Source organism: Bacillus sp. DHT2, assembly GCF_026241455.1.
GTDB lineage: Bacteria > Bacillota > Bacilli > Bacillales > Bacillaceae_G > Bacillus_A > Bacillus_A pseudomycoides.
Genome location: NZ_JAPHWH010000001.1, coordinates 783,050 through 797,017, shown reverse-complemented (window position 1 = coordinate 797,017; position 13,968 = coordinate 783,050). Strand labels below are relative to the sequence as shown.

14 protein-coding genes and 2 pseudogenes are annotated in these 13,968 nt (G+C 33.3%); 9 read left to right on the top strand and 7 right to left on the bottom strand.

Annotation, left to right across the window (positions count from 1 at the left end):
• Nucleotides 1-2: 2 nt before the first annotated feature.
• Nucleotides 3-563: a hypothetical protein gene (locus ORL93_RS04405; RefSeq protein WP_265958695.1), complete on the bottom strand. Its 561-nt coding sequence runs from the start codon at nt 561-563 to the stop codon at nt 3-5.
• A 552-nt stretch (nt 564-1,115) separates the two neighbouring features.
• Between ORL93_RS04405 and ORL93_RS04400 the strand changes: the two genes are divergently transcribed.
• Entirely contained in the window at nt 1,116-1,670 is a 555-nt protein-coding gene (locus ORL93_RS04400) for a GNAT family N-acetyltransferase (protein WP_006094891.1), read from the top strand.
• 84 nt (nt 1,671-1,754) lie between these two features.
• On the opposite strand, the gene ORL93_RS04395 is transcribed toward ORL93_RS04400, so the two are convergent.
• Together ORL93_RS04395 and cspD are read right to left on the bottom strand one after the other, a co-directional pair.
• Nucleotides 1,755-1,940, bottom strand: a complete 186-nt coding sequence (locus tag ORL93_RS04395; protein WP_000286203.1) for a cold-shock protein — start codon at nt 1,938-1,940, stop codon at nt 1,755-1,757.
• Between the two features lie 87 nt (nt 1,941-2,027).
• Entirely contained in the window at nt 2,028-2,231 is a 204-nt protein-coding gene (gene cspD / locus ORL93_RS04390) for a cold-shock protein CspD (RefSeq protein ID WP_003203959.1), read from the bottom strand.
• A gap of 503 nt (nt 2,232-2,734) precedes the next feature.
• Between cspD and ORL93_RS04385 the strand changes: the two genes are divergently transcribed.
• Nucleotides 2,735-3,631, top strand: coding sequence for a CPBP family intramembrane glutamic endopeptidase (locus tag ORL93_RS04385; protein ID WP_265958694.1), 897 nt, complete (start codon nt 2,735-2,737; stop codon nt 3,629-3,631).
• A gap of 112 nt (nt 3,632-3,743) precedes the next feature.
• On the opposite strand, the pseudogene ORL93_RS31470 reads toward ORL93_RS04385, so the two are convergent.
• Nucleotides 3,744-3,924, bottom strand: a pseudogene (locus ORL93_RS31470) (arginase family protein); the annotation flags it as partial.
• Nucleotides 3,925-4,316: 392 nt separating this feature from the next.
• Between ORL93_RS31470 and ORL93_RS04380 the strand changes: the two are divergent.
• From ORL93_RS04380 to ORL93_RS04370, 3 genes are all read left to right on the top strand, one after another.
• Nucleotides 4,317-4,922, top strand: a complete 606-nt coding sequence (locus ORL93_RS04380) for a PRK06770 family protein (protein ID WP_265958693.1) — start codon at nt 4,317-4,319, stop codon at nt 4,920-4,922.
• A 133-nt stretch (nt 4,923-5,055) separates the two neighbouring features.
• Nucleotides 5,056-5,478 (top strand): MarR family winged helix-turn-helix transcriptional regulator, encoded by a 423-nt coding sequence (locus tag ORL93_RS04375; protein ID WP_018780445.1) that lies wholly within the window; start codon nt 5,056-5,058, stop codon nt 5,476-5,478.
• Nucleotides 5,479-5,631: 153 nt separating this feature from the next.
• Nucleotides 5,632-6,828 (top strand): MFS transporter, encoded by a 1,197-nt coding sequence (locus ORL93_RS04370; RefSeq protein ID WP_098161666.1) that lies wholly within the window; start codon nt 5,632-5,634, stop codon nt 6,826-6,828.
• Between the two features lie 279 nt (nt 6,829-7,107).
• On the opposite strand, the gene ORL93_RS04365 is transcribed toward ORL93_RS04370, so the two are convergent.
• Complete coding sequence (locus ORL93_RS04365) at nt 7,108-8,019, bottom strand: LysR family transcriptional regulator (RefSeq protein WP_097793839.1); 912 nt, start codon at nt 8,017-8,019, stop codon at nt 7,108-7,110.
• Between the two features lie 259 nt (nt 8,020-8,278).
• Between ORL93_RS04365 and ORL93_RS04360 the strand changes: the two are divergent.
• The 3 genes and pseudogenes from ORL93_RS04360 to gnd all read left to right on the top strand — a co-directional run.
• Nucleotides 8,279-8,569: pseudogene (locus ORL93_RS04360) on the top strand (aminotransferase class III-fold pyridoxal phosphate-dependent enzyme); the annotation flags it as partial.
• Entirely contained in the window at nt 8,569-9,258 is a 690-nt protein-coding gene (locus ORL93_RS04355; RefSeq protein ID WP_018780448.1) for an MOSC domain-containing protein, read from the top strand. The pseudogene ORL93_RS04360 and the gene ORL93_RS04355, both read left to right, overlap by 1 nt.
• A gap of 198 nt (nt 9,259-9,456) precedes the next feature.
• Nucleotides 9,457-10,359 carry a phosphogluconate dehydrogenase (NAD(+)-dependent, decarboxylating) gene (gene gnd / locus ORL93_RS04350; protein ID WP_098161664.1) on the top strand — a complete coding sequence of 301 codons (903 nt, stop codon included), beginning with the start codon at nt 9,457-9,459 and terminating at the stop codon, nt 10,357-10,359.
• Between the two features lie 79 nt (nt 10,360-10,438).
• Here gnd and ORL93_RS04345 read toward each other — a convergent pair whose 3' ends face one another.
• Together ORL93_RS04345 and zwf are read right to left on the bottom strand one after the other, a co-directional pair.
• Nucleotides 10,439-11,053 carry a cyclase family protein gene (locus tag ORL93_RS04345; protein ID WP_018767021.1) on the bottom strand — a complete coding sequence of 205 codons (615 nt, stop codon included), beginning with the start codon at nt 11,051-11,053 and terminating at the stop codon, nt 10,439-10,441.
• The gene (gene zwf, locus ORL93_RS04340; protein ID WP_097793836.1) at nt 11,040-12,560 is read right to left on the bottom strand and encodes a glucose-6-phosphate dehydrogenase; all 1,521 of its coding nucleotides are present in this window, start codon (nt 12,558-12,560) and stop codon (nt 11,040-11,042) included. Before zwf ends, ORL93_RS04345 begins: the two co-directional genes overlap by 14 nt.
• A 505-nt stretch (nt 12,561-13,065) precedes the next feature.
• Here zwf and ORL93_RS04335 point away from each other — a divergent pair.
• Nucleotides 13,066-13,950, top strand: coding sequence for a GNAT family N-acetyltransferase (locus tag ORL93_RS04335; protein ID WP_098161663.1), 885 nt, complete (start codon nt 13,066-13,068; stop codon nt 13,948-13,950).
• Nucleotides 13,951-13,968 lie beyond the last annotated feature (18 nt).

Sequence of the window (13,968 nt, the reverse complement as noted above, 5' to 3'; positions counted from 1 at the left end):
GTTTATTCTTTAATTTTGATTAGGGTTTCTGCACGTTTCGTTTTATTTTCTGTAATTGTTAATGTGACGTTACCAGCTTCTTTAAATGAATAAGGGGAGAGTTGATAAATCTCTTTTATGTTATATTTTTCTTTTATTTCTTTTGTGGATGTATTTTTTATTAGGGAAATATTCGGTTTCCAAGTTTCGGTTTTACCAGAAGGGTAGTTTATGATAATTTGAGGTTTTTCTAAACTCAGTGTTTTCCAAGAAGTGAAATAAAGTTCGGTTTCTTTTTCTTTTTTGATTATTTGTTCTGAGAAATAACCAAATTCACCAATATCACCTGAAACGATATATTGTGTATTGTTTAGTTTAATGTCTAGCAAGGAAGGTTGATAAGTGGCTGCGTGATAAAATCCATATGAAAGTGATAATACCGAGGTGATTACAAGCCCAATTATAAATTTTTTCAAGCTGTTTCCTTTGAAACTTGTCATCATCGCCGAGTTTGGTGCGAATCGCTGTGCGAATAAAAAAACAAGTGAAATGAACAAGAGGGCAATGCCTATAAAAATATACATGATTTTCGGTCACCTCCGTTAATACAACTCTTATTTCTGCGTTGAATAATAACGTGATGTATTGTTCACTAATATTTTAACATAAATATCCAATTGATATTGGATATGGGGAAGCTTTCGAGAAACAAATGTATATAGTTCATTTTTAAAGAGGTGCTTGTTATATTAAGCACCTCTTTAAATAAAGAAACATTAATTCTTATTTTTATTTGTTAATTCCATTTTCCGTGTTCCGAATAATAGTAAGAATCCGATTATGGTAATCATAATAATTGCAGTTACTATTAAATCAGTAAACATCAGATTTTGGTTTTGAATTTCTTTTCCGGTAAGTGTTAGAAATACTTGAAAGATATTAATTTAGAGTATTAATTCTGTTAGATTTAAAACGAATTAAATACTGTGTATAAACCGAATAAATTAAGAAAACCATGGGGGAAGCCTGTTTCATCTATTTAGAAAACAGGCTTTTATTTATGATGAAACTTCCGATTGGAGAAGATTTTTCTGATATAATAAATCAGTAAAAAGAAAAACATTAGGAGGATTTTAATGGCATTTCCTGTTTTAGAAACAGAACGGTTACGTTTAGTTGAAATTGATCAATCTTATTGTCAAAAAATATATGAAATCTTTTCGCTTGAAGAAGTAACGCGCTATTATGGAATGAATTCCTTTACAGAATTTGGTCAGGCTTCGCGTATGATTGAATCTTTTTCAAAAAATTTTTTTGAAAAACGTGCAATTCGATGGGGAATTGTATTGAAGGAAACAGGTATTTTAATTGGTACAATTGGATTAAATAATTTACAACTTTGGAGTAAACGTTCTGAGATTGGTTATGATTTACATCCTTCTTACTGGAGAAAAGGCTATGCAACGGAAGCTGTGCAAAAAATCATTACCTATAGTTTTCAGGAGCTAGGGATATTCAGAATCGGTGCAATTACATATCCTGAAAATGTAGCATCTTGTAAGATGTTGTCCAAAATAGGATTTCAGAAAGAAGGACTATTAAGAGGGTATATTCATCAAGGAGATCAACAACGAGATGTATATATATATTCTATTATACGAACAGATATAGAAAAGAACCATGAGATATAGTACGCATGGTTTTTCTTTTATAATTAGATAGTAATGAAAAATAACGAACCCCTCTTATCAAAAGATAAGAGGGGAATGAAGCAATTAACCTAATTTAGGTAATAAACGTTCTCCGCTTTTCATGCTACTTTTACATAAAGGGCATTTTGGCTCTTCTTCAAATGAAAAGTTCTTTCTCATCCATCCTAAACAATCCTCTGATTCACATTCCCAAACAGGGGTTTGTTCTGGTGGTACTTCTGCTACATCGTTCTTTCGATTGCGATACATGTGACCACTCCTTTTATGTAAAAATTTTAATTATATATTAAAAAGGTTGTTAACCGTGCGATGGTAACAACCTTTTTATTGTTTAAATTATAGCTTTACAACGTTTTTTGCTTGAGGTCCGCGGTTGCCTTCTTCAACTTCGAAGCTAACTTCTTGACCTTCGTCAAGAGATTTGAAACCTTCGCCAGTGATAGCTGAGAAGTGAACGAATACATCGCTACCGTCTTCAACTTCGATGAAACCGAAACCTTTTTCGCTGTTAAACCATTTTACTTTACCTGTTAATGTCATGGTAAATGCCTCCTAAAAATAAGAAAAATAAATTACAATATGATCCGTCTTATTTCAACGAAAATAAAAATTCACATATTATCAAAAAACCATTAGGAATACTTATTATTCTTAATAGATGCTTGATAATATGTAAAGTTAAGCTTTTATAAATTTGACCTTAAGACCTATCTTACAACAAATGGTGAGAAATAGCAAGTGTTGGAAGGAAATAGGATATTTTTAAGAGCGAGTGCTTCAATAATGCTATTGGTATAGGGATTTGATTGTATTTCATGTAGCTAAGTTTTTTATTAACAAGATTAAAAATATTCACTTTTATGTATTATTCCTGGTTCGAAAATATGTGAAAATACTCCAGATGATTACGAGTGGCATTCCTTGTTGTATTTTTTAATTTATGGATATGAATTTTAAATGGGGATATAAAAGTATAAAAAATAATAAATTTAGTGTAAAATAGGAAGTATTTGTAAGTTATAGGAGGGAAGGGAGGAGTAGTTTTGAATAATAGTCGATTTAAAACAATTGAAGCAGCAAAGGAATGTCGAAAAAAAGTACACCCAATTTTAGCAGTAATATTATCGATTGTATTTTTAACACTTGGTGAGTTATTCATGCTATTTATGTTGTTTTTACCAAAAGCAGAAACGACATTGATGAAAGGGATTTATGATAACTTAAGGATGTTATTAACATTTGGCGGAGCAATTTTATTTGTATTTTTATGGGTTCGTTTTGTGGAAAAACGTCCATTTTCATCAATTGGTTTTTGGAAAGATAAAGCTTTAAAAAAATACTTACGCGGAGCATTCATTGGGCTTACATTTATAACAATACCCGTTTTAATTTTAGTTTTAAGTGGTTCTGTTACCTTACATATACAACAGATTTCAAGTACAGTCATATTGGGAATGGTAGGTTCTTTAATAGCATTTTTAGTACAAGGTGCCACAGAAGAAATTGTTGTACGTGGTTGGTTATTTCCAGTTATTTCAGTTAGAAGTCGGGTATGGATTGGAGTTGCTGTTACCTCATTACTATTTGGATTTCTCCATCTACTGAATCCAGGCATTACAGTTCTTTCTATATCAAATATCATATTAGTTGGTGTATTCGCAGCGTTTTATGTATTAAAGGAAAATAGTCTTTGGGGTATATGTGCTTGGCATTCTATATGGAACTGGGCTCAATATAATATATATGGTTTTGCGGTAAGTGGTACAACAATATACTCTACATCTCTGTTTAAATCAACAACAAGCGGTCCGAAATCGTTACATGGAGGAACTTTTGGGATTGAAGGAAGTGTAATCACAACAATTATGCTTGCTGTTGCCTGCATTGTATTATGGAAACAATTGTGGGGAAGAAAATTGAAACAACATAATATTGGGTAATTTATGGGGGATAGTTATATTGTGATTAGAATAACATCGTGCATAATGTGAAAAGTAATGAGTATGACTATAACGTTTAGATGTTTGATAGAAGGTTCCTAAGATTATTATATTTGATTTTTTTATTATGCAACTGTTCTTTGATATGATACAGGATATTTTTTACAATATAAATTTGAGTGTTCTAGATGCCTAAAATCAATATCTTCATGTGGATAAGAATGAAGTTTATTTTGTAATTCATACGTTTCGTCAAAATGAAGGAATGTTATACCTTTATGTAATAAACTCATTTCAGTCATCTTCTTTACGTACTAATCTAGCACAAATTTAAATGACTTAAAAATAAAATGCTTTCTTAATTCAACTGATTTCAAAGGGTATAGTCTGGATAAAGCTAACCGTATTTTGCCGAGCAGAGATGGAGTGTGGAAAAATTCTTATATGAATTTTAGAAATCATAATCCTTTTACAGAATAATCTTGCAATATGAAACTGAATAGAAATACAATAAAAGGAAACCTATGAAAGATTTTGATCAAATGTTATTTTGGGGGAGAGAATGGATGGAGAATTTTTAAGAAAAAGCATTTTTAAAGAATAATTTATAACAAGTTATTTTTGAAAAACGCAATAGGTAGGAAAAAAATGAGTGATGGAATGTTGGGGGGAGGAAATATGTACAATGAAAACACTATTAAAAATACTAGGGATAATTGCTGGAATGGTAGTAATCGGTGTGGCACTTACTTACGGAATTTTATATTATCTCAATCATAGTAAACCAACCGCTAAAAAAACACCAACTGCGGCTCCGGCAGTGGAAGTGTTAGCTGATAGTAAAGTAAAAGCAGAGAACGCAAAGCTGTTAGATAATGGTAATTATTCGTTGCCAAATAGTGATTTTAATAAAGGCTTTAAGTGGACTGATGAAAAATTACAAATCGCATTACATGAAATGGCACATCAAAAAGTAAAAGCGGATCAAAAGTGGGGTTATATTTTTATAACGCAAGAACGAATTGAAAGTTTATTGGGGATTGTTAAGAGTAGTGATATGAATTATAAAAATACATATATAGATATTTTAGAAAGATGGAAACAAGGGAAATACGAGAAAGTTGATGCGGATCATAATACGATTTGGAAATTACAAAGCGGTAATCTTGGCGAAGGTAAGGGTGTAATGTCACAAAATGAGCAGAAAGAGTTGGTTAATAAAGTCTTCATGCAAAAGGAGACATTCTCAGGAAGCATGTTAATAGCAGGTGGTGAACAAGTTAAAAAATAGTTTTGAAAATTTGATAGATAAGGATAAATACGTAGCGAAATATAAAAGTTCCGCTGCGTATTCGCTTTATTTGACATATGAAATAAATGGGAATAAGATTCATATATGAAATAAAAAAGGAAGGCTTTTTCGAATGGATATGAAAAAAAGAGAATTATATGGAAATATTCGAGATGTCTATCATCAACTGCAAAGAAATTTGGATAAAGCGATAGAAGAGCACGATATAAGTTATGTTCAATTTGGTGTGATACAAGTACTTGCGAAGTCTGGAAAGGTTTCTATGTCTAAGCTAATTGAAAATATGGGGTGTGTTCCAAGTAATATGACAACGATGATCCAAAGGATGAAACGAGATGGTTACGTTGCGACAGAGAAAAATCCAAATGATCAACGTGAAACACTTGTGTATTTAACTGAAAAGGGAGAAATAGCTAGGGAAAAAGTCGATGTAAAATATGCAGGTTTTTTAGAAGAAAATTGTAGCTGTTTTACTGATGAAGAAGAACAGAAGCTACAAGAGCTATTATTAAAATGGAAGCATTGTATAGTTTAATTGTGATATATATGAAAAAGTGTAACATTCTGTTACATTTTTCTTTATATAAATAATTCATATATGAAATAAAATAACGTATATAAAATCGGAGGTGTGAGGAGGAATTTAAATGATTATTTCATATATGAAGTAAAAAGAGGGGAATACAAGTTGCAAGTAAAATCAATGTTACGTATTTTAGCAGTTATCGCGTTTTTTATCGGTTTAGATTCTTTAATTGTTTCACCATTATTGCCTGCGATTTCACAGACAACAGGAATGCCTGCTGAAAAGGGAGGGCTTTTAATTACAGCATACGCACTATGCTATGGGATAACAGCTCCATTTTTTGGACCATTGTCTGATAAGGTGGGGAGAAAGCAAATGATTGTCACAGGTCTTATCATTTTTTCAGCCGCTACATTTTGTACCGGGCTTACGAAGCATTTTGAAATACTCTTATTGTTTCGTGGACTGACTGGTTTATCCGGAGCTATGATCATGCCAAGTGTATTTGCATTAGTAGGAGATAAAGTACCGTACCAGTCACGAGGAAAAGCGATGGGGATGATTATGGGAGCAATGGTTGGATCGACGGTATTAGGTGTCCCTATCGGTGCGTTTTTATCTGAGGTAGGAAACTGGCAATGGACATTTTATATTATAGGATTACTAGCTTTGATTGTTACGTTAATTACAAGTCGATTGTTACAAAAAGAGATTCCGAAAAACCAGTTATCAATTTCTGCACCCAAAGCAATGATTGGATCTTGTAAAATCGTATTTACAAATTTCTCTGTTTTCTTTGCGTTATTAGCAACGTTTTTATGGACTGTAGGACTACATGGTATGTTCTCATACATAGGTGTGTATTATGGAAGAAATTTTGGGTTTACAATTGGACAGATTGGAATTGTTATTTTCTTTGCTGGTTTAGGAAGTGTAATTGGTAATGTAGCTGGTGGGAAATTGGCGGATAAAATAGGTAAGAAAGTTGTGGTTTCAATCGCAAGTATATTTGCTTCTATAAGTGTGATTTTATTTTCTGTATATATTGGAAATGTAAAATATGCGATTACCGCACATATGATCTGGAGTATATGTATTGGGTTTGGTCAGGCTTCACTCACTGCCTTGATTTCAGAATTAAATCCAGCTATACGAGGGACAGTTATGGCATTAAATAGTTCTGCAATGTATATCGGAATGACGATTGCTTCAAGTGTTGCATCTTTTGCTTTAAGTAAAGGTTTACCGTTCTTTGTCTTAGGAATAATTTGTGCAATTGCTAGTTTACTCGTCCTTCCGAGCATATATTTTCTTGTTCAAGAGAAGGCTACAACTAAGAAAAATCAAATTGGCATATAAAATGGGAAGGGAAAAGAAGGTATACGTTATAGGTGAGAAATGAATGAAATTCCAAAAAGAGTTGGTATCCTTCAACAGAGACAATCAACTCTTTTTCTTTGTTTACTTTACTTTTGTTGTTTCACCTATGTGTTCTCCCAATAGAGTAAGGAAAGATTGTAGTACGGGAGATATCCATTCATTCTTAGGGTTCACTCCAATACAGAAAGAATGGCGTTTATTACGATTTTTTCTGTTTCAGATGAAATGAATCTATAAACGATAAATCTCTGTTTATATTTAAATTTCTATTTTTTGAAAAGAAGCTACAATCTTTTGTAACTGCTCAATAAACATTCGTGTAGCGGCACACATATATTTATCCTTTCTATAAATAATTCCAATTTCTATTGTTGCAGTAGGATTTTTGATTTTAATAGCTTGAATAGAGTTACTCTGTAGAAAGTCTATATATGGTTTAGGCAACACTGTAATTCCCATTCCTTTTGACACCATGTGAATTAATGATTCCATTGTACTTATTTCTAAAATTGGTTTTGGTGTAAAGTTAAAGTTTTGACAATGCGAACGAATAAGCTGTGTTAAAAAGAAATTTTTGGGAAGAAGGATAATAGGATATTTCTGTAACACTCCCATCGTTACAGTAGTGTGTTGTGTTAATTCATGATTAGTTGGCACTACTAAAGTAAGTTCATTTTGATAAAGCGGAATAGATATGATTTCTTTGTCTTGAACAGGAAGAAATGTAATGCCAATATCTAATTCATTTTGTAACAATTTTTCACGAATTTCCCCAGTACGAAGACCTAATACGGAAAGTTCAATATTGGGATATAACTCATTAAAATTCAAAATGGCTGGTGGTAATAAGTAGTTTACGGTCGTCAATAGAGCACCAATGGTTAACTTTCCTTGCTGAAGCCCGTTTAAATCTTGAATTGCAGCATACGCTTGTTCTACTTCGTGAAAGACTTTTTTACTATGTGAAAGCAAAATTCTTCCCGCTTCTGTTAAAGAGATTTTTTTGCCAATTCGATCAAAAAGAGGCATACCAATTTCATGTTCAAGTGCACGAATCTGTTGACTCAGTGAAGGTTGTGAAATGTTTAATTTTTCAGCTGCTTTTGTAAAATGTAATTCGTTTGAAACAGCTACAAAGTATTCTAATTGTCTTAACTCGATGGGAATCACCTCTAATGATAGGTTTTACCTATCATTATCATATAAATAATTGAATTGAACAATGATCATCTTGAAATTATACTCACATTAGTAGAACAGCAAAGTAATCATTGTAAAAAATAGATGAGGTGATGAAATGATACCAGCATTAAAATCTAATACATTACCAGGTAATTATTCTCAAGAACTTCATAAGAGATATCAATAAGCTGTACCAATAGGGGTATATAATTTAACACCTTTGTACGTACAATCGGAAAAAGAAGCAATGATAACAGATGTAGATGGAAATAACTTTATTGATTTTGCGGGTGGAATTGGTGCAATGGAGCTAGTGACCGATCATGTAACGACAGAACCCGCAAAAGAATTAACAGCGCAGTTAATTAAGGAGTTTTGGGAAAATGGGCTTATAAGCATTGGGGCGGGTATACATGATAATGTTCTTCGATTTTTACCACCACTTGTAATTTCGAATGAAGAAATTGATAAGGGGTTTGAGATAATAAATCAAGCTTTTGAAGCGCTTTGTCAAAATAGTAAAAGGAGTGGGGAATGATGCCAAGGTCGTATGACTTGAGGTCTCTTAATGTAGGTATGCCAAAAGAAGTGTCATATGGTGGGAAATTAATTCAAACGGGTATTAATAAATCACGGGTAAGTGAGCCTGTTTTTTTATCATCACTAAAATTTAACGGAGATGGGCAAGCTGATTTAGTCCATCATGGAGGAATAGATAAAGCAGTTTGTGTTTATTCCTATAACCATTATCCGTATTGGGAAAAGGAATTGAATCGAAAGCTTGTATACGGTGCTTTTGGAGAGAATATGACAGTGCAAGACATGCTTGAGGAAGATGTTTGTATAGGTGATATATTTCAAATTGGCGAAGCGGTGGTACAAGTAAGTCAACCAAGGCAACCTTGTTTTAAATTAGCAAAAAAGTATGATATACCGCAATTACCACTCTACTTCCAAAACACAGGGTATACGGGATTTTATTTTCGTGTTCTAAAAGAGGCGTGGGTATCACCAACAGATTCTCTTACGCAACTTGAGTCTGATCGTAAAGGGATTTCAATCGCTTTTGCAAACCATATAATGCATAAAGAAAAACGTAACTTTGAGGGAGTACGAAGGATTTTAGGAGTAGAGGCCCTTTCAGCAAGTTGGAGAAAAACATTTGAAAAACGTTTGAAAGGAGAAGAAGGAAGTACGAAGGAGAGATTAGAAGGGATTAGTGAATAACGGGGTAGGAACTGTAATGTTTTTTATACTGTAATGTTAAAGTATAAATATTAAGTGACTCCTATGCATCTACCAGAGCTGATTCGTGCAAAATATATCCGTAGTGAAAAAATTTGGATAAATATTGATTGTTCAAATGAAGAAAGATAAACAAAGGATTAGCGAATCTCACTTAGGTATTTTTAGGAGGAGTTAAAGATGAAAATAGGGTTAATCGGTCTAGGGAAAATGGGATTAAATTTGGGTCAAAATTTAATTGATAAGAATCATGAAGTAGTGGCGTATGATGTAAATACAGATGCTATAAAAGAAATAAAAGAATATGGAGCTATAGGTACATCTAGTCTATCTGAACTTATTCAATCTCTCGAAAAACCAAGAATTCTATGGATTATGGTGCCACATGCTGTTGTTGATACTGTTATTAATGAAATTACACCGCTTTTAAGTCAAGGAGATATTGTGATTGAAGCGGGTAATTCCTATTATAAGGAATCCATTCGTCGTTATGATGAGTTTAAAAAAGCTGGTGTACATTTTATGGATGCAGGAACGTCTGGTGGAACAGAAGGTGCTCGTAATGGTGCTTGTTATATGATTGGAGGAGACCCGGAAGCGTGGAAAACTGTTGAGACTGTATTTCGAGATACAGCTGTAGAAAATGGATATTTATATGCAGGAAAAGCAGGAAGTGGTCATTTTTTAAAAATGGTTCATAATGGGATTGAATATGGTATGATGGCTGCTATTGGTGAGGGATTTGAAGTGTTAGAGAAAAGCGGGTTTGATTATGACTATGAAAAAGTAGCAAGAGTATGGAATAATGGTTCAGTTATTCGTTCATGGCTCATGGATTTAACGGAACACGCATTTTCAAAGGATGCAAAGTTAGATGACATTAAAGGAATCATGCATTCTTCAGGAGAAGGAAAATGGACAGTTGAAACGGCTCTTGATTTACAAACAGCGACACCTGTTATTGCCCTGTCCTTATTAATGAGGTATCGTTCATTAGAAAATGATACATTTACAGGTAAAGTTGTTGCAGCACTCCGTAATGAATTTGGCGGACATGCGGTAGAAAAAAGTGACAAAAAATGAGTCGTTATCTTAATGTAATTGAAAAACGTTTTCTACATAAAAACAACCTCGTACTTAAAAGAACGGGGTTGTTTATTATTTATATATCTTTAAAAAGAAGAACACGTGCTGGAGAGGCATCAGTTCCAACTAGTTTTAATGGTGCAGCTACCATAAAATACTGATCTGCCGGCACGTTTTTTAAACGTAATCCTTCAATGACGATAATATTTGCATCGAATAATGCCTTATGAGTTGGGTGTCCTGGTTGGCTACGTTCCACCCCGAGAGCATCAATACCAACTCCTCTAATGTTTCGCTTCGCTAGATAATGGGCACCGTCTTCTTTTAAAAAAATAAATTCATAATTAAACTCGTCTTCAAAAGAATTACGAGTTTTAAATAAGATAAAGTCATTCTCTTGAATATCGAGGTGTTGTAAATCAGTTATTGTAATTCCATCTTCAACAGTTGTTAAATCAAAAACTTTAACAGGTCCCACTAATTTTTCTAATGGAATACTTTCAAAGGTTGCTCCTTCGTTAATCATATGTAATGGTGCATCAATATGTGTACCTGTATGGACGTCTAATGTAATACGTGACTCCGTGACATGCGCATTTGTTGTTCTTGAAAATTGTGGTTGTTTTTCAGGCTTATTTTTGTAAACAGTCATCCCTTCAAATATAGGTGCTGTAATATCATATATTTTCATTGTAACTTTCTCCTTTCAAATGAGAGGTTATCGTTGGCCACCAATGGAAGCGATCTCTTTCTAATAAAGCATCAGATTCTTTAGGGCCCATTGACCCAGACTCATAGTTAGGAAAATGTTTCGCCGGTTTATTACGCCAAACACTCGAGATTGTATCAACGAATTTCCAAGAAAGACATACTTCGTCCCAATGTGTAAAGTTAGTTGAATCACCACGCATACAATCGTATAGAAGAACCTGATATGCTTCAGGTGTATTCATTTTGTCCATACAGTTATTACAATAACTTAATTGGATGGGTGTCGAAGTAGTACCGCTATCGGTTTTTTGCGCATTTAAATGGAGGGTAATTCCTTCTTCCGGTTGAATATGAATGACCAATAAATTAGGATGAACTTTTTTTTCCTTATTAAAATATAGATTCATTGGTAAGTCTTTAAATTGTATGACAATTTCAGTTGATTTTTCTTGCATACGTTTCCCAGTTCGAATATAGAAAGGAACTCCTGACCACCTGAAGTCTTCAATCATTAATTTACCAGAAACGAATGTTTCTGTGTTCGATTCTGAATCTACTGCGTTCTCTTCACGGTAGCTAATTACTTTTTCTTCGTCTATCATACCTGGTCCATACTGTCCTCGTACAAAATTATGTTCTACTGTTTCTTCTGAAAGTGGCTGTAAAGCACGTAGTACTTTGACTTTTTCACTTCGGATTTCATTTGCGGTTAGCTTTATTGGTGGTTCCATTGCAAGGAGTGCCACCATTTGTAACATATGATTTTGGACCATATCACGTAGTGCACCTGAATCTTCGTAATAGCGGCCTCGCTCCTCTACTCCTAAAGTTTCACTTGAAGTAATTTGGATGTTAGCTATATATTGATTATTCCAAAGGGGTTCGAAAATTGCATTCGCAAATCGAATGACTTTAATGTTTTGAACCATTTCTTTACCTAAATAGTGGTCAATACGATAAATTTCATCTTCTGTGAAGGCATGGCGAATTTGATCATTTAATGCTTGTGCTGATTCATAATCATGTCCAAATGGCTTTTCAATCACTAAACGAATCCAACCTTCTGTTGAAGTTAATCCTTCTGATTTTAAATTCGTGGCAATTGTGCCGAAAAAATCAGGGGCCATTGCTAAATAAAACATACGATTCCCTTCGGTAAAATACCTTCCATCTAGAGTGATTAATAAACTTTTTAGCTCCTGATAAGAAGATAAATTCGTTACATCAAAAGGATGATAATAAAAATGGGAAGCGAATGTATCATGAGTCATGTTTTCTTCTTGTAAATTGTGAATAGATTGTTTAACATTTTCACGAAATTCTTCAGTAGATAATGGTCTTCTTGCCACACCAACAACGGCAAAGTTTTCAGAGATTTTCCCTTGTCGAAAGAGCCTGAAAAGAGACGGGAATAATTTGCGCTTTGCTAAATCACCTGTCGCACCAAAAATAACGATAATACATTTAGGAGTAGTATAATTTTTCATGGTTAAATAGCCCTCACTTTAAATGAAATTAGTTCCCACTTAGTATGGTGATTATTGAACAATACATGTAAGAGTAAGATAAAATAATTTTTATCCCGCTATTCGCGGGCAGTAAGACCCCCCACCTCAAAATTCAGCGAAAGTACAGGAATTGAGTCGGAGATAAACTGCCCGTAAAAGCCTGATTGGTGAGGGCTAATAATCAGTGGGGGACCCGAACTGATTAAAGTTTCACTTTATCTGACATATATCGGTTAGCTGTTAAATATAAAAATTATAAAAGTGTTGTAATACTAAAAAAATAATTCCTTAGAGTTTTACTGAAAAGAACTTGTCTGAATCATAAAGGGAAAAAACAGGTGGATTAGTATTCGGAGTTATCTTGAAAATCTTAACTTATTTTGGTATATTTTGTGATGATGCGTTGAGTTGTAAGAAGACTTACTTGATTTAAACACAATAGAAAACAATTACATTGATAAGAATGAACTTATGGAGGAACAATATGGGGAATCTTATTCTTTCTGAAAACTTTTTTGTGGAGGAATCGAAAAAGGAACCGTTATTTCAATTATTTGAAGAAGTGTTTCGTATTCCTGTTCAAACGTTACAAAATTTTGAGGCCAATGGATTTTGGGACACTACATACAAACCTTTTTCATATTTACAAGAAGGTCAAGTAATAGCAAATGTGTCTATGTTTTCACTACCGATTTTTGTAAATGGAGAACGGATTTATGCAGCTGGTATTCAATCTGTCATGACACATCCAGAATATCGGAGAAAAGGCTTGATGAAGCAGCTGTTTTGTAAAGTATTACAAGAAATAGATACAAAGTATGAATGTGCAATATTATTTACAGAGAAACCGGAATTATATGAACCATTTGGTTTTCGAGTCGTACAAGAATATCTGATGACATTATCATATGATAATACTCTACCTCACTCGTCTTCACTTCGAAAATTAAACTTTTATGATGAAAAAGATATGGAACTTATAAAGGGAATAATAGAAAACGCTCAACAGCTTTCAATGGAATTTTCAACATTAAACTATCAGTCTTCTTTTTATTTTAATATGTACGATGCGAAATGGAATGAAAAACTATATTATTCAAAGAAACTCGACGCGCTTATTGTATTTGAAGTGAAAAATCAAGTACTGAAACTATTTGGTATTTTCGCACAAATCTTTCCGATTTTAGATGATATATGTGCTGAAATATCTGAGCCATTTACAGAGATTGAATTTTACTTTTACCCTGATGAGTTAGGGCTTGAAGAGGTAGCGCACAAAGAGTTTCAATCTAAAAAACATTTGATGGTTCGCGGTGGTGAAAAGATCGATTTTAAAGGATATAAATTTCCAGTTTTGACTGAATTTTAAATAGAATCTTAATCTAGA

Excerpts from the sequence above, each read along its gene's own strand:
- ORL93_RS04405 (WP_265958695.1), bottom strand. The coding sequence starts at position 563 with ATGTATATTTTTATAGGCATTGCCCTCTTGTTCATTTCACTTGTTTTT.
- ORL93_RS04400 (WP_006094891.1), top strand. The coding sequence starts at position 1,116 with ATGGCATTTCCTGTTTTAGAAACAGAACGGTTACGTTTAGTTGAAATT.
- ORL93_RS04395 (WP_000286203.1), bottom strand. The coding sequence starts at position 1,940 with ATGTATCGCAATCGAAAGAACGATGTAGCAGAAGTACCACCAGAACAA.
- cspD (WP_003203959.1), bottom strand. The coding sequence starts at position 2,231 with ATGACATTAACAGGTAAAGTAAAATGGTTTAACAGCGAAAAAGGTTTC.
- ORL93_RS04380 (WP_265958693.1), top strand. The coding sequence starts at position 4,317 with ATGAAAACACTATTAAAAATACTAGGGATAATTGCTGGAATGGTAGTA.
- ORL93_RS04375 (WP_018780445.1), top strand. The coding sequence starts at position 5,056 with ATGGATATGAAAAAAAGAGAATTATATGGAAATATTCGAGATGTCTAT.
- ORL93_RS04355 (WP_018780448.1), top strand. The coding sequence starts at position 8,569 with ATGCCAAGGTCGTATGACTTGAGGTCTCTTAATGTAGGTATGCCAAAA.
- gnd (WP_098161664.1), top strand. The coding sequence starts at position 9,457 with ATGAAAATAGGGTTAATCGGTCTAGGGAAAATGGGATTAAATTTGGGT.
- ORL93_RS04345 (WP_018767021.1), bottom strand. The coding sequence starts at position 11,053 with ATGAAAATATATGATATTACAGCACCTATATTTGAAGGGATGACTGTT.
- zwf (WP_097793836.1), bottom strand. The coding sequence starts at position 12,560 with ATGAAAAATTATACTACTCCTAAATGTATTATCGTTATTTTTGGTGCG.
- ORL93_RS04335 (WP_098161663.1), top strand. The coding sequence starts at position 13,066 with ATGGGGAATCTTATTCTTTCTGAAAACTTTTTTGTGGAGGAATCGAAA.